The sequence below is a fragment of the Alterotamlana spongicola genome (genome assembly GCF_035818475.1).
Taxonomy (GTDB): Bacteria; Bacteroidota; Bacteroidia; order Flavobacteriales; family Flavobacteriaceae; genus Cognatitamlana.
Genome location: NZ_JAYMGV010000001.1, coordinates 961,431 through 986,611 on the forward strand (window position 1 = coordinate 961,431; position 25,181 = coordinate 986,611).

Here is a 25,181-nt window from a genome sequence, read left to right on the forward strand (position 1 = left end):
ATTCCATTAAAAATGCAAGACCAAAAAAGAGTAGTGATAGATTATGTGTCGCCTGTAGTTAATGGTGGCCAATTTCATATTAAGCGTGTTGTTAATGAAATTGTTCATGTAGATGCACATATTATGGCAGACGGTCATGATGTTCTTGGGGCATCCATAGTATACAAACATGAAAAAGATAAAACCTGGCAAGAAACCAGGATGACATTACGCTCCAATGATGAATGGCAGGGAGCTTTCACCGTAGAGAAGCAAGGGTTTTATACATATAAAGTTCAGGCTTGGGTAGATTACGCACTTAATTGGCGCTATGGACTAATCAGAAAAATAAATGATGGGCAGCATGTGGTTTCAGAATTACTGGAAGGCGTTGAATACATTGATGCCATAATAGATAAAGTCAATGAACAGGATAAGCACTATCTGGAAAAGCTCAGGTATATCTTTAAAAATGAAGATGATTATGGAGAAGCCATTACCGAAGCTTGTACAGATAGATTGTATCAAATATTTTATGCTAACCCTTTAAAGATATTAGCCAATACTACCGACGAATACAAAGTCTATGTAGACAGAAAAAAAGCAAGATTTAGCACCTGGTATGAATTTTTCCCCAGATCGGCTTCAGAGCAGGAAGGTCTACACGGTACATTTAAAGACTGCGAACGCTTAATGCCGCGTATAAAAAGTATGGGGTTTGATGTGGTTTATTTACCGCCCATTCACCCTATAGGAGAAGTGAACCGAAAAGGAAAGAATAACACCACCGATGCCAAAGACGGTGATGTTGGGTCTACATGGGGTATAGGATCTCAATATGGAGGCCATAAAGATATTCACCCGCAATTAGGGTCACTTGATGATTTTAAATCATTAATTCAAAAAGCCAAGGATAACGACCTTGAAATTGCCATGGACTATGCTCTTCAGGCCGCACCAGACCACCCATGGGTAAAAGCACACCCAAAATGGTTTAAGTGGCGTCCGGATGGCACCGTGCAATATGCTGAAAACCCACCAAAAAAATATCAGGATATCCTCCCTATTTATTGGGAAAGTGAAGATTATAAAGCCCTTTGGGAAGAATGCCTGGACATTTTAATGTACTGGATTGATTGCGGAATAAAAATATTCAGAGTCGATAATCCGCATACTAAACCTTTTTATTTCTGGAACTGGATTATTACCAAAGTTAAGGCAAAACACCCGGATATTATCTTCTTAGCAGAAGCATTTACGGCACCTAAAGTTATGCAACAGCTAGCAAAACAAGGGTATACACAATCATACACCTATTTTACATGGCGTGAGAGTAAGCATGAACTTATAGAATATGTTGAGGAGTTAACAAGGTCTGAGCTTAAAGAATATATGCAGCCTAATTTCTGGCCTAATACCCCGGATATTAATCCATATCATTTGCAAGGCGCTAATGAATCTAAGCATATTCTACGATACGCTCTGGCAGCGACACTGAGTTCCAGCATTGGTATTTACGGGCCTGTGTTTGAGTATATGATTAGCAATCCACTACTTGGAAAAGAAGAATATTTAAATTCTGAAAAGTTTCAATTTACACATTATGATTGGAACATTACCAACAAACTCATAACAGTCATAGCAAAAGTTAATTATATCAGGCATCACAACCCGGCATTACAACAAACCAATAATATAAAATTCTGTTATATTGAAAATGACAATCTAATAGCCTTTTATAAATGGGACAATGACAGAACCAATGAAGTTTTAGTGGTGATTAGTTTAGATGCTCACCATTCACAACAGGGTACCGTTCAAATGCCGTTACAGGATATTGGTGTTCCTCACGGCCATAACCTTGAAATGCATGATCTCATTACTGATAGCCGATATAACTGGAATAATGAATGGTGCTATGTTGAACTACATCCAACCATGCCAATGCATATTTTTAAAATAAACAAATAGCAATATGTCAAACCAATCTCCGGCAACATCTAACCAACCCGTTTTTAAGTCTGAAAAGTCTTGGGAAACGTTGCTTGATAATAATGATTTTGTAAAAATCTTTTTATCAGATGTTCTGGAAGATTATATAGTAAAACAACGTTGGTATGGTGGTAAATCCAGCCACCTGAAATATATTGAGCTGGCTGAGTATTTTAGAATTCAACAGCACGGAGAGGTTTATTTTGGTTTAATTCTGGAAGTTAATTTTGTTGAAGCTTTTTACCAGCACTATTTTTTACCTATAGCCTTTGTAACCGATGAGAATTTTGCACAAAACGATAAAATTCTTCCCATAAGTATCAATAATCAAAACGGTTTTATCATTGATGCCGTAAACCTTGAAGCTTTCAGGAAATTGGTTTTTGAACGTATTGCCACGGCTTTACCTAAAGATACCACAAAAGTGCAGTATCACAAGAGTCATTTGCTTGGTAAAGAAACATACAAATCGTCACGCTTTATGGGCTTAGAGCAAAGCAATACCTCTATAGTTTATAACGAGAAATATGTTTTAAAGTTTTTTAGAAGAATTTTTGCCAATAAAAACCCGGACTATGAAATGAGTCGGTTTTTATCAGAAAAAAAAGAGTTTAAAAATACCCCGGCCTATCTTGGAAGTATTAATTTGGTGGACTCAGAAAACACCAATATCACTATAGGGTTAATGCAACAAATGATCCCTAATGAAGGAGATGCCTGGGATTATATGTTACGCGAGCTACACCAGGTGTTTTCAAATCTGGAATACAAAAACATTAATATAGCAGAGCTTCCCGGTACAGAACTCTATCAGCGTTTAAGCATTTCTGATATTCCGCCTCAAATTATTGATTGGGTAGGATTAAACCTGTTTTTAAAAATCAAAACCCTGGCAAAACGTACCGCCGAAATGCATATCGCATTGGGGTCTGAATTTGAAGAAACCGCCTTTACACCAACACATTACAATGGCGATTATACGGTTTGGTTAAAGAATAAAATGCTTTACCAGTTCCAAAACAGGCTTAATATAGTTGAAAACAATATCTATAAATTGGAGGGGCTAGCCTTAGACCTTGCCAATGCCTTTTTAGATAAAAAGAACATCATAAGAAAGCGTTTTGTTGATTTTGACTGGACCAAATTAAAAGGCGAAAGAATTCGAGTTCATGGAGATTACCACCTGGGTCAGGTTTTAGTTAAGGACAACGATTTTTTTATCCTTGATTTTGAAGGCGAACCGGAAAGCACTATTCGCGACAGAAAAGTAAAACAACCGCCATTAAAAGATGTGGCCGGTTTATTCAGGTCATTTCATTATGCTATATATGCCACAGTTTTCAACAACAGTGAAAAACATTATAAAGCACCACAAGACGATTTATTTCACGCTTCGGAAATTTTATACCGGTATATAACAGGGGTGTTTTTAGGAACTTATGTTACTGAAACCCAAAATGCGAACTTAAACTTAGGATACAACCAGGAGCGTATCTTTATATTAAAATATTGCCTCCTTGAAAAAGCAGTATACGAATTGGGCTATGAGCTCAATTCTCGACCCAAATGGGCCGTCATTCCTTTAAAAGGAATCTCTAATATTATAAATCATTAATTTATGGCACAAGTAAAACCTTATAGCTTATTTACAGAATTTGACATTAACCTTTTTAAAGCCGGAAAACATTTCAGATTATATGAAAAATTTGGATCGCACCTTGTTACCGTTGATGGCATTGATGGGGTATATTTTGCAGTTTGGGCACCTACGGCAAAACAAGTTTCTGTAATAGGCGACTTTAACCATTGGATGGAAGGAGAACACCAGCTTAATGTACGTTGGGATTCCAGTGGTATTTGGGAAGGCTTTATTCCACTTATAGGAAAGGGAACCGTTTATAAATATAAAATCCACAGTAATAATAACGACATAAAAACAGAGAAAGCAGACCCGTATGCCAGACGTTGTGAGCATCCGCCAAAAACCGCATCAATTGTTTGGAATGACGACTATAAGTGGAAAGACAAGGCCTGGATGAAAACCCGTAAAAAGCACAATGCTATAGATGCGCCGTTTTCAGTTTATGAGGTTCATTTAGGATCATGGAAAAAGCATGTTGAAGAAGACCGGTTTATGTCCTATTATGAATTAGCTGACGATCTGGTAAAATACGTAAAAGACATGAATTTCACCCATGTGGAGCTCATGCCTATTATGGAATATCCCTATGATCCGTCCTGGGGCTATCAGCTAACCGGTTATTTTGCGCCCACCTCACGTTTTGGTTATCCCGAAGAGTTTAAATACCTGATTGATAAATTACACGAAAATGAAATAGGTATAATTTTAGATTGGGTTCCGTCACATTTCCCTGAAGATGCTCATGGCTTAGGGTTCTTTGACGGCTCACATTTATACGAGCATCCAGACAGACGCAAAGGCTATCACCAGGATTGGAAAAGCTTGATATTTAATTATGAGCGTAATGAAGTACGTTCCTTTTTAATAAGTAATGCCGCATTCTGGATGGATCAATACCACGCGGACGGTTTACGTGTTGATGCCGTAGCTTCCATGCTGTTTTTAGATTATTCCAGAGAAGATGGAGAGTGGGAACCAAACATTTATGGCGGAAGAGAAAACCTTGCTGTTATTAGCTTCTTAAAAGAGCTCAATGAAGAGATATACGCCTCATTCCCGGATGTACAAACCATAGCAGAAGAATCTACAGCATTTCCTATGGTATCTAAGCCCACCTTTGTTGGCGGTTTAGGTTTTGGTATGAAATGGATGATGGGTTGGATGCATGATACCCTGGAGTATTTTGGTAAAGATCCTGTTTACAGGAAGCACCATCAAAACGATATCACATTTAGTTTGGCCTATGCCTTTACAGAGAATTTCATGCTACCGCTTTCTCATGACGAGGTGGTATATGGTAAAAATTCTATTTTAGGACGTATGCCGGGCGATGAATGGCAGCGTTTTGCTAATCTCAGACTATTATACGGTTATATGTTTACACACCCCGGTACAAAATTACTGTTTATGGGTAGTGAATTTGGCCAGTATAATGAGTGGAATTTCCAGGAAAGCCTGGATTGGAACCTGTTGGATTTTAAACCGCATAAAGACATTCAAAATTATTATAAAGCATTAAACACCATATATAAAAACACACCGGCACTTTATGAAAAAGGCTTTAGTAGTGATGGTTTTGAATGGATTAGTTATGATGATCATGAAAACTGTGTTATATCATACATAAGAAAAGGGTATAAAGAAGAAGAGAATGTTATAGTGGTTTGTAACATGACACCAACTGTTAGAGAAAACTATAAAATAGGCGTAAACAACAGTGGTAAGCTGATTGAAATATTGAACAGTGATGCCAAGGAATTTGGAGGAAGCGGTGTTAAAAACAAAAAGCAAATTACCATTAAAAAAGAGTCCTGGAACGGAAAAGCCTATTCGGCAGAAATTAATTTACCGCCTTTAGCTATAACTGTTTTTCAGTTAAAATAAACGGGCTTTGGTATAAGCACTCGTTATAAATGTCAGATCGCGTGTCATTAAAAAGTCTCAGTGAATTCAATGAGATCTATACAGCGTTCGGTCTGACATTTTATAGCTGTATAAAAATTGATCTTATACATTAACGCAGTATTCCAGGATTTAAAAAGAAAACATGTATTACTTTTCTTATAGTCTTTAAACTTTTATCAAAAAAGACTTTGAATTTGTATTTACCGAGGCAATTTTAATTCCTGTTTTATTCATTTTTGCACTTTTCTATTCAGATTTAACACAACAAAAGCATCGGTTTTTTGAGTTTTTAAGCATTTTACAATTAAGCTGCTCATTCTTTGGGTTTTACACAAATAATTTATCTATTTTTTAATAAAAAGCAGTATGAGAGCTCTGCTAAATTTAGTATTTTCGCTGGCTAATATTGATTCCTAATTATGATATTAAATACTGAATTAGAATACAAAGGAAATTTATTTCCTTCCAAAATAATTTCATACGAAAAGAACCTTAATGTCTTGTCTTTTACCGCAGAAAACGGTGTTATTTTACAAGTAACCGTGAGACGAGACAGTATACTGCGCTTTAGGTTTACAACAACAGGTATCTTTGAAAATGATTTTTCATATGCCATCACAAAATACGCCAGTAGAGGGTACAATCATTTAGAGGTTACCGAAGATGATAACAACTATATCATTACAACCTCAAAACTGATTTGCCACATTTCAAAATTAGATCTGAGGACTTCTATTTTTGATGCTAAGGATAATACCCTGATCTGTGAAGATGAGCTTGGATTCCATTGGGAAGAAAGCTACGAGTTTGGTGGAGATGTTGTAAAAATGTCTAAAACCGCTCAACCTGGTGAAAGTTATTACGGTTTAGGAGATAAGCCCGTTGACAATAACCTGAAAGGAAAGCGTTTTGAAAACTGGGTAACCGATTCTTATGCCTATGGCAGAGATACAGACCCTATTTATAAAGCCATTCCATTTTATACCGGATTACACAATAAAAAGTCTTACGGGATCTTTTTTGACAATACCTTTAAAACCTTTTTTGATTTCTGTAACGAACGCAGAAATATAACCAGTTTTTGGGCACATGGCGGAGAAATGAATTACTATTTCATTTACGGTCCGGATATGTCTGATGTCGTTGCCAATTACACCGATTTAACCGGTAAACCTCATGAAATGCCTGCACTTTGGACCCTGGGGTATCACCAGTGTAAATGGAGTTATTATCCGGAATCCAATGTAAAAGAGATCACGGCTAAGTTCAGAGAATTACAAATTCCATGTGATGCCATTTATTTAGATATTGACTATATGGAAGGCTTTAGGTGTTTTACCTGGAGTGAGGAGTATTTTCCCGATCCTAAAAGAATGGTAAAGGAACTTGCTGATGATGGGTTTAAAACCATAGTAATTATAGATCCGGGAATCAAAATAGATATGGATTATTCTGTATTTAAGGAGGGGCTTGAAAAAGATTACTTCTGTAAAAGAGCAGACGGGCCTTATATGAAAGGTAAAGTATGGCCGGGTGAGTGTTATTTCCCCGATTTTACAAATCCTGAAGTCCGTGAATGGTGGTCAAACCTGTTTAAGGAGCTTGTAGAAGATATAGGAGTTAAAGGGGTTTGGAATGATATGAATGAGCCGGCAGTAATGGACGTTCCCGGCAAAACATTCCCTAATGATGTAAGACATGATTATGATGGCAACCACTGTAGTCACCGGAAAGCACACAATGTTTACGGTATGCAAATGGCCCGCGCCACCTACCAGGGCTTGAAAAAATTCTCGTATCCAAAAAGACCATTTGTTATTACCAGAGCTGCTTATTCCGGTACACAACGTTATACCTCAAGCTGGACAGGCGATAATGTTGCCACCTGGGACCATTTAAATATTGCTAACCTTCAGGCACAACGTATGTGCATGTCCGGGTTTTCATTTGTAGGGTCTGATATTGGTGGATTTGCAGAACAACCAAACGGTGAGTTATATGCCAGATGGATACAGTTAGGGATATTCCATCCATTCTGTAGAACACACTCTTCAGGAGACCATGGCGACCAGGAACCCTGGGCGTTTGGAACAACCATAACCGATGTGGTTAGAAAATTTATTGAATTACGATATCAGTTACTACCTTATCTATACACGGCATTCTGGAGATATGCAGAAGAAGGTATTCCCATCTTAAAATCATTAGTGCTTTATGATCAGGAAGACCCGCAAACGCATTACAGAAATGACGAATTTATTTTTGGAGAGAAAATATTAGCATGTCCTATTACAGGTCCAAATCAAAAAGGAAGACGTATGTACATTCCTATTGGGAAATGGTATAATTTCTGGACGGATGAATTGGTAAATGGCGGACAGGAAATATGGGTAGATGCCGATTTAGACAGCATGCCGATTTTTGTAAAAGAAGGAGCTATTATACCTAAATACCCGATACAGCAATATGTGGGAGAAAAGACCATAGATGAACTGTTACTGGATGTTTATTACAAAGAAGGCAAAGAGACCTCAATGGTGTATGAAGATGCCACTGATGGTTATGACTATATCAAAGGCAGATACAGCCTAAGAGATTTTAGGTTATTAGGTAAGAAAAACGAGCTGATTATCCAACAGCATAAATCAGGTAAGTTTATAACCACTTATAAAACCTTTAAACTAAACTTACATGGTATACCATTTAAGATCTCTAAAGTTGAGATTGACAACGTTCAAATTCCGTTTAAGGATATCAAACTAAACGGAGATAACACTTTGGTACTTACTAAAGAGTTTACAGAACTACATATCATAGGAGAATAAACTCCTCCTATTTTTATAATTTAAAAAGCCTCAGTTAAAATTAAACTGAGGCTTTTTTGTTATAATACCGTTGATATCCAACCCAGCTGGTGCGCGATTGTATCACGTTCCAAAATAAAAACTAATAAACAAAAGCTACTTTGAGAAATCACGGTAGCTTTTGTATTTTGTACTATTATTAATTTAACCACCACGCTACAGCGTGGCGGTAGCTAGGAGCTAGGAGCTAGGAGCTAGGAGCTAGGAGCTAGGAGCTAGGAGCTAGCGAAAGTATTAAATAAAAAATATTAGGTTAGACTTGACAATCATTAACTCGAAACTTGTGAAAAAAATAACAATACTATTTTTGATAATATTTACCTTAAGCTGTAATGATAAGGAAAAATTAGATAAAGAGTTAGCAAGATTAAGATATAACTATGCTACAACTAATGATAAAACTTTTCTAGAAAAAGCATATAAATTATTGAACGATAATGAATATTTTGATAAAGAGATAGTTAATCAAAAAAATTTAGATTTTGTGTTTCCAATTTATTTTTACTTAGAAAAGTTTTCAGAATTAGAGGTTTTAATTGAAGAATCTAAAGGCTTAGATGATTTTACGAGAAAATATTCATTAAATCTCATAACAGCATATTCACATTATAAAGAAGGTGATTTGTCGAAAGCTGAAAAAAGAATCAAACAAAATATTGAGATACTTAGCAGCGAGAGCTCTCTCAACCCACAAGATTCAATCTTACTAGTTGATCTATATAAAATGAAAGTACATACAAATAATTATGAGGATTTGATCAACGAAGTCGATAGCCTAATTAGAGAAGACACTTTAAATTCAGAACTTTTTTATAGAAAAATTTTAATTCCTGAAATTAACGAATATAAAAACGCGTTGCCAGAATATATTTCAAATAGATTAACTAGTATTCCTCTTTATGAAACAAATAATAGTGGTGGCTCAAATTAATGGGTAGAGCCCACGCTGCAGCGTGGCGGTAGCGAAGTTCTTGCTCAATAATATAATTGACTATCTTTAATCTATGCCAGAAATAAAAACAGAAATAATTATTAATGCGCCTAGAGAAGTTGTTTTTGATTTAGCCAGGAGCATTGATTTTCATAAAGAATCCACCAAACATACTCAAGAAGAAGCTATTGCTGGTAAAACTTCCGGATTGTTAGAACTTGGAGAAAGTGTTACATGGAGAGCAAAGCACTTCGGCCTTTGGTTAGAATTGGAAAGTAAGATTACCGAACTTGATAGTCCAAATTATTTTATTGATGAAATGCAAAAAGGAAGTTTTAAATCTTTTCGGCATGAACATATCTTTGAAGACAAAGATGAGCAAACATTAATGATAGATAGATTTAATTATAAGTCACCTTATGGACTAATAGGTAAGTTAGTTGATGGGTTATTTCTCAAAAGGTATATGTCTAACTTTTTACTAAAAAGAAACCGTTTGATAAAAGAGCATTGTGAAAAAAAATAACCTGAATTGAGTAGATGACTACAACAAAACTTAAGCAAATTGCTGATAACGAAAATGGGGAGTACTCAATAAAAGAACATAAAAGAGTATTTACTGACGGTTCAAGATGCCCTGAAATTGAGCATAAGATTCAATTCTCTTATACTGAATGTAATATTGAAATTTTAATTAGTACTGGGTTTAAGGAAGCTGCCAATATAAATTGTACCTTATCATCATACATCCAATCACTTGACTTTGAGATAGAAAGCATTAGTCCATTTATAAATTTATTTCTTAGAAAAAAATCTAGATTTAAAGTTAAATGCAGACATAAGAACTTCAAATATTTTTTGGAAAATAAAGCTCTAATAATATTTGAAGAAACAATGAAAACTAAAAATTTTGCTCCTAATATTTTTTCGAAAAATAATGGTTTACATAATCGTATTGTAATGGAATTTCATCTTGCTTTTTCAGAATGGGTTGAAATATTTGAAAGTGTAATTCTATTTTTTAAAACTATTATAGATGAATTAAAATCTGATAATAGGTTTATTTCCAGTACTCATTATAAAGAAAATAACTAAAATTTTGAGTACAAAAATTAATACCACATAAAAGATTATAGTAGTAGCGGAGAAATTATAAATTTGAATATGGAATTCAAAATAGCAAAAATTGGAATATTAGCTTTTTTAATAGTTCTTCTATCCTGTAACTCTTCAGAAAATAAATATGAAGATTATAATGAAGGTGATTTTTATGAGGTACAGGGTATTATAACAAAAACTATAAACAGTCCAAAATTATTTGATTCTCCTAGAAGCAGAACTGTTTTTTATAATTATCATTTAGATTTAGGAGAACCATTAGTAGGTAAAGAAGAGAATATAGATTTAGTTTTGAATACTGGTGACCCTATTGTTGTTTTGGTTCACAAAGATAATATCAAAATAAGTTTTTTTGGCAGGCATGGAATTATAGACGACCGTTTAAAAATGGAAGTACGGTAGTGAGTTAAGTTAGCTATAAGATTTTTTTATATACCCCCGCTGTGTCATAGTATGCCGCTAGTTCGAGTTTGCAACTCGGACTTCCATAAGAGTCACGCTAAAGACGTGATAAATAAGAAAACGAGAAACCACCACGCTACAACGTGGTGAGAGTGAGGGTAGCTATAAACTTCTAAAGAAAGTAATGTTTCAAAGTTTATCTTGAGTGGAGAGATTTCTCGTCACTCATGCTTCGCTCTGTCGAAATGACATCCAACCCTGCTGGTGCGCGATTGTATCGCGTTCCAAAATAATAAACAAAGCCATTCTAATAAATTTAATCATAATTAAATATATGTTAACAATAATTAAACAATAATTTTGTTATTAAGATTGTGTCACGACATTAACAAAGCCAGTTTTGTCATTTCGACAAAGCAAAGCGACGAGAAATCTAATCCACCACGGAATACCTGTAATTCATACCCAGCTATCGTACACACTTCACTAGTCTTAACACTTTTAAAGCAGCAGGTAGGCTTTAAGTTATTTGTTTCCCCAAATACACCAACTTATACCCTTTCTCAACATGTTCTATAGCTTTATTATAAGAAGAAATGATCTCCAAAACCCCCTTTTTGTCTTTTACTAACAACGGGATCATATCATCATCATTATTGGTGACCTCTATAAGTTCTTCATAATGCGATCTGCTCTTTATATCAATTTCATGAATTTTCGGGTATTTACGAGACACTTCGGTTAGTAAATTAAAATCATCGGTATGTGAAAACAAACCTTCCTTAGGATTGTTAGTAGGGTCTTGCATTTCTTCGGCAGTAATCAGTCTAAAAGACCCGTTTTCCCCAAACTGCTCACTAAACTTATTGATAGCATATTGATTTATATCGGCACTCGCGGTCAGGGCCATTAAAAACCCAACATCATTTAATTCTATATTATCATCTAAATCCTGAGAATAAATATCGGTATTGATGGCTTCAAGATCCATTTCCTGGGCCAGATGGATATTGGTTTGGTTACTGTCTATCAGCACCACATGCCTGGCGTTATCTTCCAAATAGCGTCCAATAAGGCGTGATACCTGTGAGGCACCAACAATTAAAATACCCTCAGATTTCTTTAAAAACACACCCGCAAGTTTTGCAAATAATCGTGCTGTAGTGGCATTCAATAATACCGTACCTAATACGATCATAAATACTAAAGGGGTTATATATTCTGCTCCGGAAACACCTTGTTTTATAAGCTTGCTGCCAAAAAGAGAAGCAATACCGGCAGCAACAATACCCCTGGGGCCCACCCAACTTATAAATATCTTTTCATTGATCTTAAGCTTTGACCCCCAGGCACTGATAAATACAGCCAAAGGCCTGACCAAAAATACCACGGCCAAAAATAAAGTAGCTGTTTTCCAGGTGTAGAGTAGCATAAGGTCTTCCATATTAATATTAGCCGCTAAAAGGATAAATAAAATGGATATGAGCAAGACACTAAGCGATTCTTTAAAATACAGGATTTCCTTAATATTTTTAAGATTACCATTCCCTAAAACCATACCCATAACTACTACTGCCAGTAAACCCGACTCATGGGCAAAAATTTCTGATTCTACAAAAACCAACAATACCGTAGACAGGGATACCACATTCAATAAATAATGCGGAATCAGCTTTTTATTGATCACAAAAGCCAGAGCATGGGCAAAAGTAAACCCGAAAGTAAACCCAAATAAAAGGATCTTTCCAAACTCAATTAAAGCCGTTTTTGTAAAACCACCATCACCTTCAACACTTATAAACTCAAAAACCAGTACCGCTACTAAGGCTCCAATAGGATCTATTAAAATGCCTTCCCATTTTAATACGGTAGAGATATCTTTTTTAAGCGGAATATTTCTTAATATGGGGGTTATAACCGTTGGGCCGGTAACAATAATCAACCCTGAAAATAAAAAAGACAGCTCCCAGCTCAGTCCAAAAATAACATTGGCCAATATCCCGGCACCAAAAAATGTAATGGCAGATCCTAAGGTAATCAGTTTTGTAATCACCGGCCCCAATGATTTTATTTCAGAACGCTTAAGCGTTAAGCCACCTTCAAAAAGTATGATACTAATGGCTAGGGACACAAAATAATACAAGCCATCACCGGGAAACAGCCCTTTCTTTCCATTCCATATGGGCTCGATCCATTTGGCGCCGTCTTCGCTAAAAAACTCAGCCGCTATAGGCCCTACCAGTAAACCAATTAAAATTAGCGGTAATATGGCCGGAATTTTAAATTTCCAGGCAACCCACTGTGCTAATATTCCTAAAATAATTATTCCTGCTAATTCTAACATAGTATTTTTATTCAATAAAAACACTAATTTAAATAAAACAGATGATTTTAAGTTTTTAAAAAATACTATCTTTCAACTCTAACTAAAAAAACAACAACTATAAGTGTCATTAAAGCCTTTTAAAAGTATAGGAATTGGAGTAGCCTTCTCGCCTAACCTGAAAGCAAACTTGTTTGAAGCTGCCAGGTTATCCGTTTTTTTTGGAGCTAAGTTGTTTTTAATTCATGTGGGCGAAGCTTCAGACGATAAAACAGAAAAGCTAAGTGCCATTTTAAAAACCTTTGAAAAAGATCAGCTTGAATATGAAGTGGTTTTTAAAACCGGTGATCCCGTAAACGTTATTTTATCCACTACCGAAGAAAAGCACATAGATTTACTTATTTTGGGTGCCGTACAACGTGAACGTTTTGTAAAATATTATGTGGGATCAATTGCCAGAAAAATTACGCGACAGGCAAAATGCTCTGTGCTGCTGTTAATTAAACCTTCGGTAAAACGGGTGCCTTGTGAACATATTGTGGTAAATGGCTTAAAAGATCCCAAAACCGAACAGACCATTACCTCAGCCTTTTATGTGGCTAAGCAGTTAAATTCTAAAAAGGTCACTATTGTTGAAGAGATTAAACAAGATCAGATCTCTGTAAAAGTTGATGATGATAAATCCCTGAGACGGGCCACTATTATGAAGGAGCGTATCAAACTCAGGGAAAACTCCAGGATCAAAGAAATAATCAACCATATCCCGGAAGCCTATACCGAGTCAAAAACCATTAAGCTACAGCCTATTTTTGGAAAACAGGGCTATTCTATTGGCCATTATGCACAAATTTCACGTGCCGATTTACTGGTAATGAATGCCCCTGCAAAAATGACCTTTTGGGACAGATTGTTTCCTCATGATATTGAACATATTTTAACTGAATTACCAACCGATGTCCTAATACTTCAATGAGTCCAAAAAAAAATAACATAAAAGCCTTTTTTAAAGCACTGCCTAAAAATGTGTTTTCAGGTTTTGTGGTCAGCCTTATAGCCTTGCCTTTAGGTTTAGGACTGGCTATGGCCAGTGACGCCCCTCCTATTGCTGGAGTTATTGCCGCCATAGTTGGAGGTATTGTAGTTTCGTTTTTAGGTGGTAGCCATGTTACTATTGCAGGGCCCGGTAATGGTTTGGTAGGCGTATTACTTATTGCCATTTCCAGCTTAGGATTGGAAAATGCTTATATAGCCATTATATTTTCAGGTGCTTTGCTCATGGTATTAGGTTTTTTGAGAATGGGAACTATTGCCGATTTTTTTCCGTCTTCAGCCATACAAGGTATGCTTGCCGCTATTGGATTGATTATCCTTGGCAAGCAGTTTCATATCATGTTGGCTCATAAAATTAAAAGGGAAGACACTATAGACTATCTTATAGAGATCCCCTTTACCATTAATGATGCCCTTCATTATGGTAATAAAAGTTTGATCTATGCTGCTGCTGCAGGGATTATAAGCTTGATTATAATGCTGATCTATTCCAAGATCAGGAATAAGTATTTGCAGCTTATTCCGGCTCCTATGTGGATTGTTATTTTATCTATTGGATTTAGCTATTATTTTGAAATTGGGCTACACGAACCAAATCCTATAGCCAAAGAATATATGATCTCCGGGATTCCTGAGATTGGGGATATTATTGCCGATTTACCCATACCAAATTTTAGTGGTATTTGGAGTTTTTCGTTTTGGGGCAGTGTTTTGGCACTAACCTTAATTTCCAGTATAGAATCACTCTTAAGTATTAAAGCCGTTGATAAGTTAGATCCTGAAAAAAGACGCTCTAATGTTAACAGAGACCTTAAAGCCCTTGGTGTGGCTACTATGGGTAGCGGACTCTTAGGTGGTTTAAACGTAGTTACGGTTATTGCCAGGAGTTCAGTGAATGTAAATAACGGTGCCAGTAACAGATCTTCTAATTTTTTTCATGCACTGTTCTTAGTCATTTTCATTGTATTTTTTAGCACGCAACTCACTCGTATTCCGCTTCCGGCTTTAATGGCTATATTAGTGTATACGGGGTATAAGCTTGCCTCTCCAAAAATAATCACCAAAATATTTTCCATAGGCAAAGAGCAGCTTATCATCTTTTTTGTAACGCTCATTGTGACTCTACAAATAGGATTGATCTCAGGGATTCTGGCCGGTGTTTTAGCAACTTTGGTTATTCATATTATTATTAATAAAAGTGTTGGGCTGTTTGTGAGAAATGTATTGAAACCTAATGTTTTAATGTTTAAGGAAACTGAACAAAAAGATAACTTTTATGTGAGTGTAAAGCACTTTTGTAGTTTTTTAAACTATTTCAGGCTAAAACAACATTTGGATGCCATACCGGAAGATCAGGATGTTATTGTAGATTTTTCAATGTGTGAATTTGTTGATGATACCGTTATGGAAAACATTAGCAATTACCAGGAGTTATTTGCTAAACGAGGCGGGCATTTTGATGTGGTAGGCCTGGATATGCATGACACAGATTCAAAACACCCCTTTGCTTCAAGGCGCTTATTACCGGTGCCTAAGATTATAAAGAACAGTTTAACCAGGCGACAAACCAGTATGGAAGTCTTAGCCAAAGATTATCAATTACATTACAGCCCTAAAAAACAAAAAGACGTCTCGTTTTTAAACAATTTCTCATTTTTCAACACTAAACATATTGATCATATTTACAATGAACTGTCTCATGAAGACAGCGCTATAAAATTATTTGATATAGGCTTTTCTGAGGGTGAATTTATTGCTAAAGAAGATATTCGCTCTACTATGCTTTACCTTCAATTAAAGCACAACATCCCGGAGTTTACTCTGGATCGTGAAGGCTTTTTAGAAAGGGTTTCTGCTTTTGCTGGAGTTAAAGATATTGATATTGAAAACCATGATGATTTTTCTAAACGCTTCCATTTAGTGGGAGATAATAAAGCCGGAATTGCACAGCTTTTTAACGATGAGGTTACTCATTTCTTTGAAAGCAATCCGTATTATCATGTAGAATCCAGCGGTGATGCCATTTTAATTTTTGAAAAAGAACGTTTGGCCAGCATTAAAGAAATTAAAGCGCTGTTTGATTTTGGTAAACGTTTAAAACTAGTTATTGAGTCCCAGAATGAATCAGTAAGAAAATTTTATTAAAAACCTACAAGCTTATAAAGCTATAACCCTGTAGGTTAATATGCTAAGCCAATTGCTGTTTCGTTTTTTTTCTGCCTCTTAAAAGCTCTACCAACGTAATAAGTATGGCACTAAATCCAAACAAAGGAAAAATAATACCTAATAAAATAATGATAGCAATAATACCATAGCCTGCTTTAAACTTAGCCGGTACTTTTGGTGTTCCCCATGTTCCGGCTTCTTTTCGTTTTAAATAAGATACCAAACCTATTATGGCCACAAAAACTAATAGAACGGCAACACCCAACATTAAAACAAAATTCCAGGTTCCAAATTGCCCCTGGTGAAACGCCATAAACCACATACGCCCCCGCATTAAAATACCCACATCTTCCCAGTGATGCTGAAAAATTTGTTTCCCGGAATACTGATCTATATAAAATCGTTTTTGCTGATCCAGATCAAAGGTTTCATTATAAATAATATAAACGCTTTTGGGGTTTTGGGGCAAACCAATACTCAATTTTCCTTCCAGATTTTTAGTCTTTGCTAAAGCAACTATAGCATCTAAAGGCAAAGGAGTTCCTGTCACATCTGAATTTAACCCACGCCCTTCCCAGGTTTTAGGAAAGCCCGTATTGGTATACTTCTGAAGTGTTTTAAAATTCCCTCCAAAAACATCGGTCCATGGCATCCCTCCGGCTAAGGTCATAAGCAATAACACGGAGATCCAAAACCCAAAAACTGTATGTAAGTCTCTAAAAAGGATCCGTTTTCCCTGCTTAAACCTAATGGTAAAAAAAGCTTTTATGCCTTGTTTTTTATCTGGCCAAAACACATAAACCCCGGTAATGATCAAAATAAACATCCAGCTGGCAATGAGTTCTATGAGTTTGGTTCCAAATTTGCCCATTAGTAATTCACCATGCAGTTTTCTAACGGTATGCATTCCGGAGTCTTTCGGACTGATATACCCGGATACCTCAGCGGAATAAGGGTTTATAAACACACTGTTCTTGTGGCTGAACCTACCCGAAACAAATTCTGTTGCCTGATCCGTTTCAGTAGGGACTATAATAGCATTGGGTGCTTTTTTTAATGCCGATTTAGCCAACTCCCACTGACCCTGATATGATATGGCTTCTCCTGTGGCCTTTACAGTTTTTATATGGGTTTGTTTTGGCGCTTCATAGCTGTCTTTAAACAAATAAATACCTCCCGTAATAGCCAATAATAGTACAAACGGCAAGGAAATAAGGCCTGCAATGAAATGCCATTTCCAAAGCCATTGATTTAATTTTTTATTTTTCATCTTTATGTCTCTTTTATGTGCTCCTTAAATGATGGTTTCCTAAAGGGGCTTTGTATTAAAAATGATACTTTACTCCAAAATGAAAGGCTCTTGGATTTCCTATGGTATAACTATTCTCGTCTCTAAACCTGTTGTAACTAGCTCTTGCTGAATAGAGCTCATTAAAAAGGTTCAAGGCATGAAGCCAAACTTCAACATGCTTAAATTCATATGATACCAAGGCGTTGAATATATTATGTCCGCCATAAGTTGCTGTTCCAAATGTACCGTCATCATGCTCTACCTGGCCTTCAAAACTGGTATTGTATTTACCCACCAGTTCATGGGTAATGTTGCATGCTAAATTTTTAATACCATGCGGTCTATACGTGATTTTTGATGTTCCTAAAAGTTTGGGTGCTGTTTCTCTGTCGGTATTAGAGTAGTCCTCTCCCCTGTCAAAAAACCTTATGTATTTGTGCCTTGCATAGCTTCCGTTATGGCTAATGGTGAATTCATCCGTTGGAGAGTATTTTATACCATACTCTATACCATAAGATCTTGTTTTTCCGGCATTGGCATTAAAAAATTCGTCATTTTCATCTCTTAAGGTGATCAACGTGTTTTTTCCATCCAGCAAATACAGTGCGGCATCAACCCTTAATCCGTTATTTATATTTAAATAGGTTCCTAATTCATAATTGTTATATGAGCTGGGTTTTAAATCAAATACATCATCACCTACACCAACAAAACTATTTCTGTATAAGGTTGATGTTTGAGGAGGTGTAAATCCGTTAGAATAATTAGCATATACCCCGGTATTAGGACTAAAATTATAATTGACTCCTACCTTAGGGGATATATTGTTATAGTTGTTTTTTGAATCTTTGGGACCAGCTACCCCATTAACCACATTGTTATAATCATACTCAAAACCATCATAACGCAATGCAGCCGTAAGTTTTAAAGCTTCTACAGGGTTGATCTCGTACTGAAAATAACCGGCATAGTTTAGAATATATGCCTTATAATTTAAAATAAAATCGCCGGAATTAATGATAAACCCTGTATTTTGTCCGGTTTCAGTATCAACAGTAACATCAATGGTTTCCGCTAAATAGCGCTGTGGGGAAAAATCGGCTGAAGCTCCAATTATTAATGACGAGTTAGCAAAATCAAAATCCATTTTATGTTGAATCAATCCCACATAACTGGTAAATGCATTACTGTTAATCTCACCACTACCAAAACCTGTAAGCGCTCTGGTGGTTCTGTCTCTAAACTGTCTTACACGATATGATGGGTTTTGATCCATAGCATTCTTTCTGAAAATAATGTTGAATACCGTTTTGTGTTTACTATTCCAGCTTTTGTCAACTGTTGTTCTGAATCTAAACGCAAAAGCATCCCGTTCTGTAAACGTTTGATCGCTTTCATAGTGTCCACCTGAATAATCAGATTCACTTAATGATCCGGCCATATCTGACCTGTAATCAATAATATCAAAAACATTTGTCCAGTTTAATGATGATGATAAATGATTTACGTTTTTAAACGTAAGTGCAAATTTTTCATAATCGCTATGCTCAATAGGACCGTCTTTACGCTGTACATAATGTGTTCCTAAATAAAACCCTGTTTTTTCATTAGCATATTGAGATACTTCAAGCTGATAGCGCGTTAACCCCAGATCATTGATTTGAAATCCCATGTGGCCCGAAAAATCCCGAGTTGGGTTTTTAGTTAAAAAGTTAAAGCTTCCGCCTATAGCTTCACTACCATAAATACTGGATGCGGGGCCCTTTAAAACTTCCACCCTATTAAAAGCCACATCATTCATTTCTAAAAGGGCATTGTGATTAAATACTGCTGTTGGACGTATGGGCAAACCGTTTTCAACATACAAAAACAACGATTTGGTTGATATTGGAGAACGTACAGACATAAAATGTTGCTCGTTACTGGCAGCTCTTGATGTTGACATATTCACTCCGGGAACATCATTAACCAGCTGATCAATTCCAAAGGCTTTTACCGCCTTTATTTCTTCTGAAGTAATTACAGAAATTGATGCCGGTACTTCTTTTCTTGTTTGCAGTTCTCTACTTGCTGAAATAACAACCTCTTCCAAAACCTCATCATTTTCAGATAATACAATCATATGGTTTGAGTTAGTAAGCAATTGTTCTACAGTAGTAAAACCAATATACTTTACTATAACCGTTTGATTGTTTGTAAGTGTTATGCTAAAGTTTCCATCAAACCCGGAAACTGTAGCATTATTGGCATCTGTTTTAGATTGAATTGTTGCTCCTGCTAAAGGTTGATTGTTTTGATCAACAACTTTTCCTTTATAAATATTTTGCGCATATCCGCACAGACTTACTATACTCATAGTAAGCATTAATAGTTTTTTCATTTATGTATGTTAGTTGTACTTAGAAATACCCTTTATGAGATCAAACAATACATACCTGTTTATTGAGGTTATTTGCTTGAAATACACCAAGATTTTCTAATAAAATTTAATGTAATAGTAATACAGGCAAGGTTTGGAAAGAACACAAACAAGCCTGTTTAAAATTATAAGCAACATTAAACTTGAGGTGGCCGATCCAAGCTGTCTTTAAAAACAGTAGTAGAGATGTGTTTGTAGTTCCAATTATTCTTAATTGTTTTTGACGGATCAAATACAACAGAAGAGAGTTTATAATACTGAAAATAGACCGGCATAAAAGCTTCAAAAAACGCTCCAAAATATGAGGAATCCGTAGAATTATCAGGAAGATTGGAAGCCAATTGTGTTGCTAAATGACATTTTCCATTACACTGAATCTCTGGTTTTTCTTTATTCTTACAGTAGGTTTCAATGATATAGTCAATATTTAATTCAAAATAAGCTACATAGCCCACATTATACAAAGGCCTTAGAGCTAATGAGAAAAATAAAATGTATGAAAAAAAAGTTTTCAGTTGTGGTGTATTAACTAGCAGCGGCAAAACTAAACTAAAAATTTTTAAACAAAATGAGTTTTTACACATTTCTTCTTAATATATTCATAACATTTTTATCGATTATCAATAGATTTCTTAATTTTACGCCTCTATGAATTTATACCCAATACATGCCGGTAATTTAAAGCTTGATGGAGGTGCTATGTTTGGTGTAGTTCCAAAATCCTTATGGCAGCGAACTAACCCGGCAGATAATAATAACATGATTGATATTTCTACACGATGTTTACTTATTGAGCGTGGAAATAAGCTTATACTAATTGATAACGGTATGGGTAACAAACAATCTGAAAAGTTTTTTGGATATTACCACCTTTGGGGTGATTATAATCTGGATACCTCATTAAAGGCTTATGGTTTTCACAGAGATGATATTACCGATGTTTTTTTAACGCATTTACATTTTGATCATTGTGGAGGTAGTATCCAGTGGAATAAGGATAAAACCGGTTTTGAACCTGCTTTTAAAAACGCTCATTTTTGGACCAATAAAGATCATTGGATTTGGGCTACCCAACCTAACCGGCGTGAAAAAGCGTCATTTTTAAAAGAAAATATAATGCCTATGCAAGAAAGCGGGCAGTTAAAATTTACAGCACTTCCTGAAAATGATATCCTCAAAAATTCTGAATTAGGTTTTAGCATTTTTTTTGCTGATGGCCACACAGATAAACAAATGATTCCTTTGATTCAATATAAAGATAAAACCATAGCATTTATGGCTGATTTATTACCAACAGTTGGTCATTTACCATTGCCTTATGTTATGGGGTATGATACCAGGCCGCTGCTAACTCTTAATGAAAAGGAAAAATTTCTTAATATGGCTGCTGAAAATAATTTCTATTTGTTCTTGGAACATGATGCACACCATGAAATTATCACAGTACAAAACACAGAAAAAGGAGTTCGACTAAAAAATACTTACACTACTCAAGATATATTTAATTAAAAAACGACAAATTTAAGTAACATATGAAAACATTTAAAACAATAACCACATCAGCTTTATTAGCTGTTTTAGTTTCCGGCTGCGGAGGAACAGCAAATATTATATCAACTCCCGTTGAAAATATTGATAATACACCATTAAAAGTTTCTGAGCTTACAGAGGCCGAAAAACACAATTGGGGCCATCTGGATCTAATAAAAGATACTATTCCCGGAATGAGTGTTGATAAAGCATATACTGAGCTTATTAAAAAGAAAAAAGGGAAAAAAGTAATTGTTGCGGTTATAGATTCTGGTATTGATATAGATCATGAAGATTTAAATGCTATTATCTGGACTAACAAAGGTGAAATTCCCAACAATGGAAAAGATGATGACAAAAACGGTTATGTTGATGATGTTCATGGATGGAACTTTTTAGGTGAAGGCTATGATGAGCAGCTGGAAATGGTAAGAATTATTGCTAGCGGAGATACCAGTAGTCCTGATTATGCCAGAGCTAAAGCTGAATATGATAAAGAATATGAAAAATGGGTAGGAAGAAAAACACAATATGATCAAATTTTTCAGCAAGTTAAAAATGCTGACGAAACACTAGCTAAGCATTTTGGTAAAAAAGACTATACCGAAAAAGAGGTTAATGCAATTAAAACTGAAGACCAGGCTTTAGGCCAGGCCGTGCAAATTGCAAAATACATGTATAGCAACGACCTGGAGTCATTAGCAGATGCTAAAAAAGAAATTGAAGATGCTCTGGAAAGCATTAACGACCGCTTAAACTATAACCTAAACAAAACGTTTAATGGACGTGTAAATGGTGATGACCCAGACAATATGTCCACAAAATATTATGGTGATGGTAATGTAAAGCCTGTTAAAAAGAGTGAAAGCCATGGTACACACGTAGCCGGAATAATTGCTGCTGTACGTAACAACGGAAAAGGCGCTAATGGTGTAGCTAATAATGTTGAAATTATGAGCATAAGAGCTGTGCCAAATGGTGATGAATATGACAAAGATGTAGCACTAGCCATTCGATATGCTGTAGATAATGGTGCTTCTATTATAAACGGAAGTTTTGGTAAGAGTTATTCCCCTCATAGTGATTGGGTACGCGATGCCATTACTTACGCCTCAGAAAAAGATGTTGTTTTTGTGCACGCTGCAGGTAATGACAGTAAAGATGTTGATACAGAACCAAACTTTCCGGATGATAATATAAACGGTCAGGAAATTTCCAACACGTACATAAGAGTAGGTGCTCTGGCTCCTAAATACGGATCTAATATGGTAGCCGGTTTTTCTAACTACGGCAAGAAAAACGTAGATGTTTTTGCACCGGGAGCCAGTGTGTATTCTACCACACCGGAAAACGAATATGACACTAAAGGAGGAACCTCTATGGCAGCTCCTGCTGTGGCTGGTATTGCGGCATTAATCCGTTCATATTACCCAAAATTAACGGCAGCTCAGGTTAAACAAATTATCATGGATTCTGGTTTAGCTGTTAACAGAAAAGTTATTGTTGGAGGGGATTCAGAAGATGTCAGGCCTTTTGCTGATCTATCAAAATCTTCAAAAAAGGTAAATGCCTATAATGCATTGATTATGGCAGCTAAAATGTCAAAATAATATTATAATAAAAGTAAAGAGGTTGCTTGATTATTACCTTAATCAAATAACCTCTTTTTTAATTTAAATTTCTATGGCCCGTTTTTTTATTTCATTTTTTTGTGTCGCCCTATTATTGTCCTGTAATAGTACTAAAGATGTTTTGGTTTCAACTTCATCTAGTGAAGCAAGTCCGTTAAAAGCCTCAACATTTTCCGCTTCAAACCCTACCTATTGGCAACAACATGTTGACTATAAAATGGATATTGATATGGACGTTAATACCTATCAATACAAAGGAAAACAGCAATTGATATATACAAATAACTCTCCTGATGTTTTAAACCGTGTCTTTTATCATTTATACTTTAATGCCTTCCAACCCGGAAGTGAAATGGATGTACGTTCCCGTACTATTTCAGACCCCGATTCAAGGGTGAAAGACAGAATAAGTAAGCTTAAGCCTGATGAAATAGGATACATTAAAGTACATTCATTAAAACAAAATGGAACGGTTTTAAAACATGAAACGGTAGGTACGGTTTTAGAAGTAGATTTGGCAAAACCTATACAACCCGGAGAATCGGTTACTTTTGATATGGTTTTTGATGCCCAGGTTCCGGTACAAATTAGACGTTCCGGAAGAAACAACAAAGAAGGCGTGGCGCTATCTATGGCACAATGGTATCCTAAATTAGCCGAATATGATTTTGAAGGCTGGCATACAGATCCTTATATAGGAAGAGAGTTCCATGGGGTTTGGGGAGATTTTGACGTTAAATTAACCATTGATAAAAATTATGTAGTTGGAGGTACCGGCTATTTGCAAAACCCTAACAATATTGGTCATGGCTATGAAACAGGTCCCGTTAAACCTACAAACAAGTCCAAAGTAACCTGGCATTTTATAGCTCCTAATGTTCATGACTTTACCTGGGCTGCAGATCCGGACTATATTCATGATACATTGCAGGTACCTAACGGCCCTTTATTACACTTTTTATATAAAAGTACCATGCCAAAAGAAAAGCTGAATAACTGGAAAAAACTGCAACCTAAGGCTCAGGAATTAATGGAATTTTATAGTGCCAATATTGGCCAATACCCTTATAAGCAATACTCCATTATTCAAGGTGGTGATGGTGGTATGGAATACGGTATGTGCACCCTAATTGTTGGCGAAGGTGAATTTAACGGGCTTTTTGGTGTCACAGCTCATGAGATGGCACATTCCTGGTTTCAGTTTTTATTGGCAACAAACGAATTAACCAATTATTGGATGGACGAAGGTTTTACGGAGTATTTTGGGAATTTAGCTGAATCCGAAATATTTAACAGGCCATTTGAGAATCCAACCAAACAGGTTTACGATACTTACTTTTACTATGCAAAATCAGGAACAGAGCAACCACAAACCACGCATGCAGACCGCTTTCATTTTAATCGTTCGTCATCTATATCAGCTTATTATAAAGGTTATGTTTTCTTAAACCAATTAGCCTATGTTATTGGTCAGGAAAACCAAAAAGAGACCATAAAAGCCTATTTTAAAAAGTGGGGCTTTAAACACCCAACACCCAATGATTTTATACGGGTAGCTGAAAAAGTATCCGGTTTAGAACTGGATTGGTATTTGAATGATTGGACCCGAACAACCAATACCATTGATTATGGGGTTAAATCCATTGACGATAACACTATTACTCTGGAGCGCATTGGTTTAATGCCTATGCCTATTGATATTAAGGTAACCTATTCTGATGGAAGTTCTGAAGATTATTATATTCCATTACGAATGATGCGAGGCGAAAAACCAACCTCGGCTACCATTATTAAAGATTGGGCCTGGGCCTATCCAACATACACTTTTGAAGCCGCTAAAGCTGTAAAATCAGTAGAAATTGATCCTAAAGGTATGATGGCAGATATCAATAAAGACAACAATAAGAAGTGATACTTTTTCAATAATTTAAAAAGCC

At 35.8% G+C, this 25,181-nt stretch carries 17 protein-coding genes; 13 read left to right on the forward strand and 4 right to left on the reverse strand.

Annotation, left to right across the window (positions count from 1 at the left end; translation table 11 throughout):
• Positions 1-12: 12 nt before the first annotated feature.
• From VOI54_RS04280 to VOI54_RS04315, 8 genes are all read left to right on the forward strand, one after another.
• Positions 13-1,950 (forward strand): alpha-1,4-glucan--maltose-1-phosphate maltosyltransferase, encoded by a 1,938-nt coding sequence (locus VOI54_RS04280; RefSeq protein ID WP_326281481.1) that lies wholly within the window; start codon positions 13-15, stop codon positions 1,948-1,950.
• A 4-nt stretch (positions 1,951-1,954) separates the two neighbouring features.
• The gene (locus tag VOI54_RS04285; protein ID WP_326281482.1) at positions 1,955-3,586 is read left to right on the forward strand and encodes a trehalose synthase; all 1,632 of its coding nucleotides are present in this window, start codon (positions 1,955-1,957) and stop codon (positions 3,584-3,586) included.
• Between the two features lie 3 nt (positions 3,587-3,589).
• A complete protein-coding gene (gene glgB, locus VOI54_RS04290; protein ID WP_326281483.1) occupies positions 3,590-5,497 on the forward strand; it encodes a 1,4-alpha-glucan branching protein GlgB in 1,908 nt (635 codons plus the stop codon).
• Positions 5,498-5,937: 440 nt separating this feature from the next.
• Complete coding sequence (locus VOI54_RS04295) at positions 5,938-8,343, forward strand: glycoside hydrolase family 31 protein (RefSeq protein ID WP_326281484.1); 2,406 nt, start codon at positions 5,938-5,940, stop codon at positions 8,341-8,343.
• A 322-nt stretch (positions 8,344-8,665) separates the two neighbouring features.
• Positions 8,666-9,313 carry a hypothetical protein gene (locus tag VOI54_RS04300; protein WP_326281485.1) on the forward strand — a complete coding sequence of 216 codons (648 nt, stop codon included), beginning with the start codon at positions 8,666-8,668 and terminating at the stop codon, positions 9,311-9,313.
• A 73-nt stretch (positions 9,314-9,386) separates the two neighbouring features.
• A complete protein-coding gene (locus VOI54_RS04305; protein ID WP_326281486.1) occupies positions 9,387-9,839 on the forward strand; it encodes an SRPBCC family protein in 453 nt (150 codons plus the stop codon).
• A gap of 14 nt (positions 9,840-9,853) precedes the next feature.
• Positions 9,854-10,408: a hypothetical protein gene (locus VOI54_RS04310; protein ID WP_326281487.1), complete on the forward strand. Its 555-nt coding sequence runs from the start codon at positions 9,854-9,856 to the stop codon at positions 10,406-10,408.
• A 69-nt stretch (positions 10,409-10,477) separates the two neighbouring features.
• Positions 10,478-10,834, forward strand: a complete 357-nt coding sequence (locus VOI54_RS04315; protein ID WP_326281488.1) for a hypothetical protein — start codon at positions 10,478-10,480, stop codon at positions 10,832-10,834.
• Between the two features lie 520 nt (positions 10,835-11,354).
• Here the strand turns inward: VOI54_RS04315 and VOI54_RS04320 are convergent.
• The gene (locus VOI54_RS04320; RefSeq protein WP_326281489.1) at positions 11,355-13,178 is read right to left on the reverse strand and encodes a cation:proton antiporter; all 1,824 of its coding nucleotides are present in this window, start codon (positions 13,176-13,178) and stop codon (positions 11,355-11,357) included.
• Positions 13,179-13,281: 103 nt separating this feature from the next.
• Between VOI54_RS04320 and VOI54_RS04325 the strand changes: the two genes are divergently transcribed.
• Complete coding sequence (locus tag VOI54_RS04325) at positions 13,282-14,130, forward strand: universal stress protein (RefSeq protein ID WP_326281490.1); 849 nt, start codon at positions 13,282-13,284, stop codon at positions 14,128-14,130.
• Positions 14,127-16,352, forward strand: a complete 2,226-nt coding sequence (locus VOI54_RS04330) for a SulP family inorganic anion transporter (protein WP_326281491.1) — start codon at positions 14,127-14,129, stop codon at positions 16,350-16,352. The genes VOI54_RS04325 and VOI54_RS04330 overlap by 4 nt, the downstream gene beginning before the upstream one ends.
• A 43-nt stretch (positions 16,353-16,395) precedes the next feature.
• Here the strand turns inward: VOI54_RS04330 and VOI54_RS04335 are convergent, their stop codons facing one another.
• From VOI54_RS04335 to VOI54_RS04345, 3 genes are all read right to left on the reverse strand, one after another.
• Positions 16,396-17,643, reverse strand: coding sequence for a PepSY-associated TM helix domain-containing protein (locus VOI54_RS04335; RefSeq protein WP_326281492.1), 1,248 nt, complete (start codon positions 17,641-17,643; stop codon positions 16,396-16,398).
• A gap of 55 nt (positions 17,644-17,698) precedes the next feature.
• Complete coding sequence (locus tag VOI54_RS04340) at positions 17,699-20,044, reverse strand: TonB-dependent receptor (RefSeq protein ID WP_326281493.1); 2,346 nt, start codon at positions 20,042-20,044, stop codon at positions 17,699-17,701.
• A 176-nt stretch (positions 20,045-20,220) separates the two neighbouring features.
• Entirely contained in the window at positions 20,221-20,625 is a 405-nt protein-coding gene (locus tag VOI54_RS04345) for a hypothetical protein (protein WP_326281494.1), read from the reverse strand.
• 106 nt (positions 20,626-20,731) lie between these two features.
• Between VOI54_RS04345 and VOI54_RS04350 the strand changes: the two genes are divergently transcribed.
• From VOI54_RS04350 to VOI54_RS04360, 3 genes are all read left to right on the forward strand, one after another.
• A complete protein-coding gene (locus tag VOI54_RS04350; RefSeq protein ID WP_326281495.1) occupies positions 20,732-21,592 on the forward strand; it encodes an MBL fold metallo-hydrolase in 861 nt (286 codons plus the stop codon).
• Between the two features lie 23 nt (positions 21,593-21,615).
• Positions 21,616-23,223 (forward strand): S8 family peptidase, encoded by a 1,608-nt coding sequence (locus tag VOI54_RS04355; RefSeq protein WP_326281496.1) that lies wholly within the window; start codon positions 21,616-21,618, stop codon positions 23,221-23,223.
• 73 nt (positions 23,224-23,296) lie between these two features.
• Positions 23,297-25,156 carry a M1 family metallopeptidase gene (locus tag VOI54_RS04360; RefSeq protein ID WP_326281497.1) on the forward strand — a complete coding sequence of 620 codons (1,860 nt, stop codon included), beginning with the start codon at positions 23,297-23,299 and terminating at the stop codon, positions 25,154-25,156.
• Positions 25,157-25,181 lie beyond the last annotated feature (25 nt).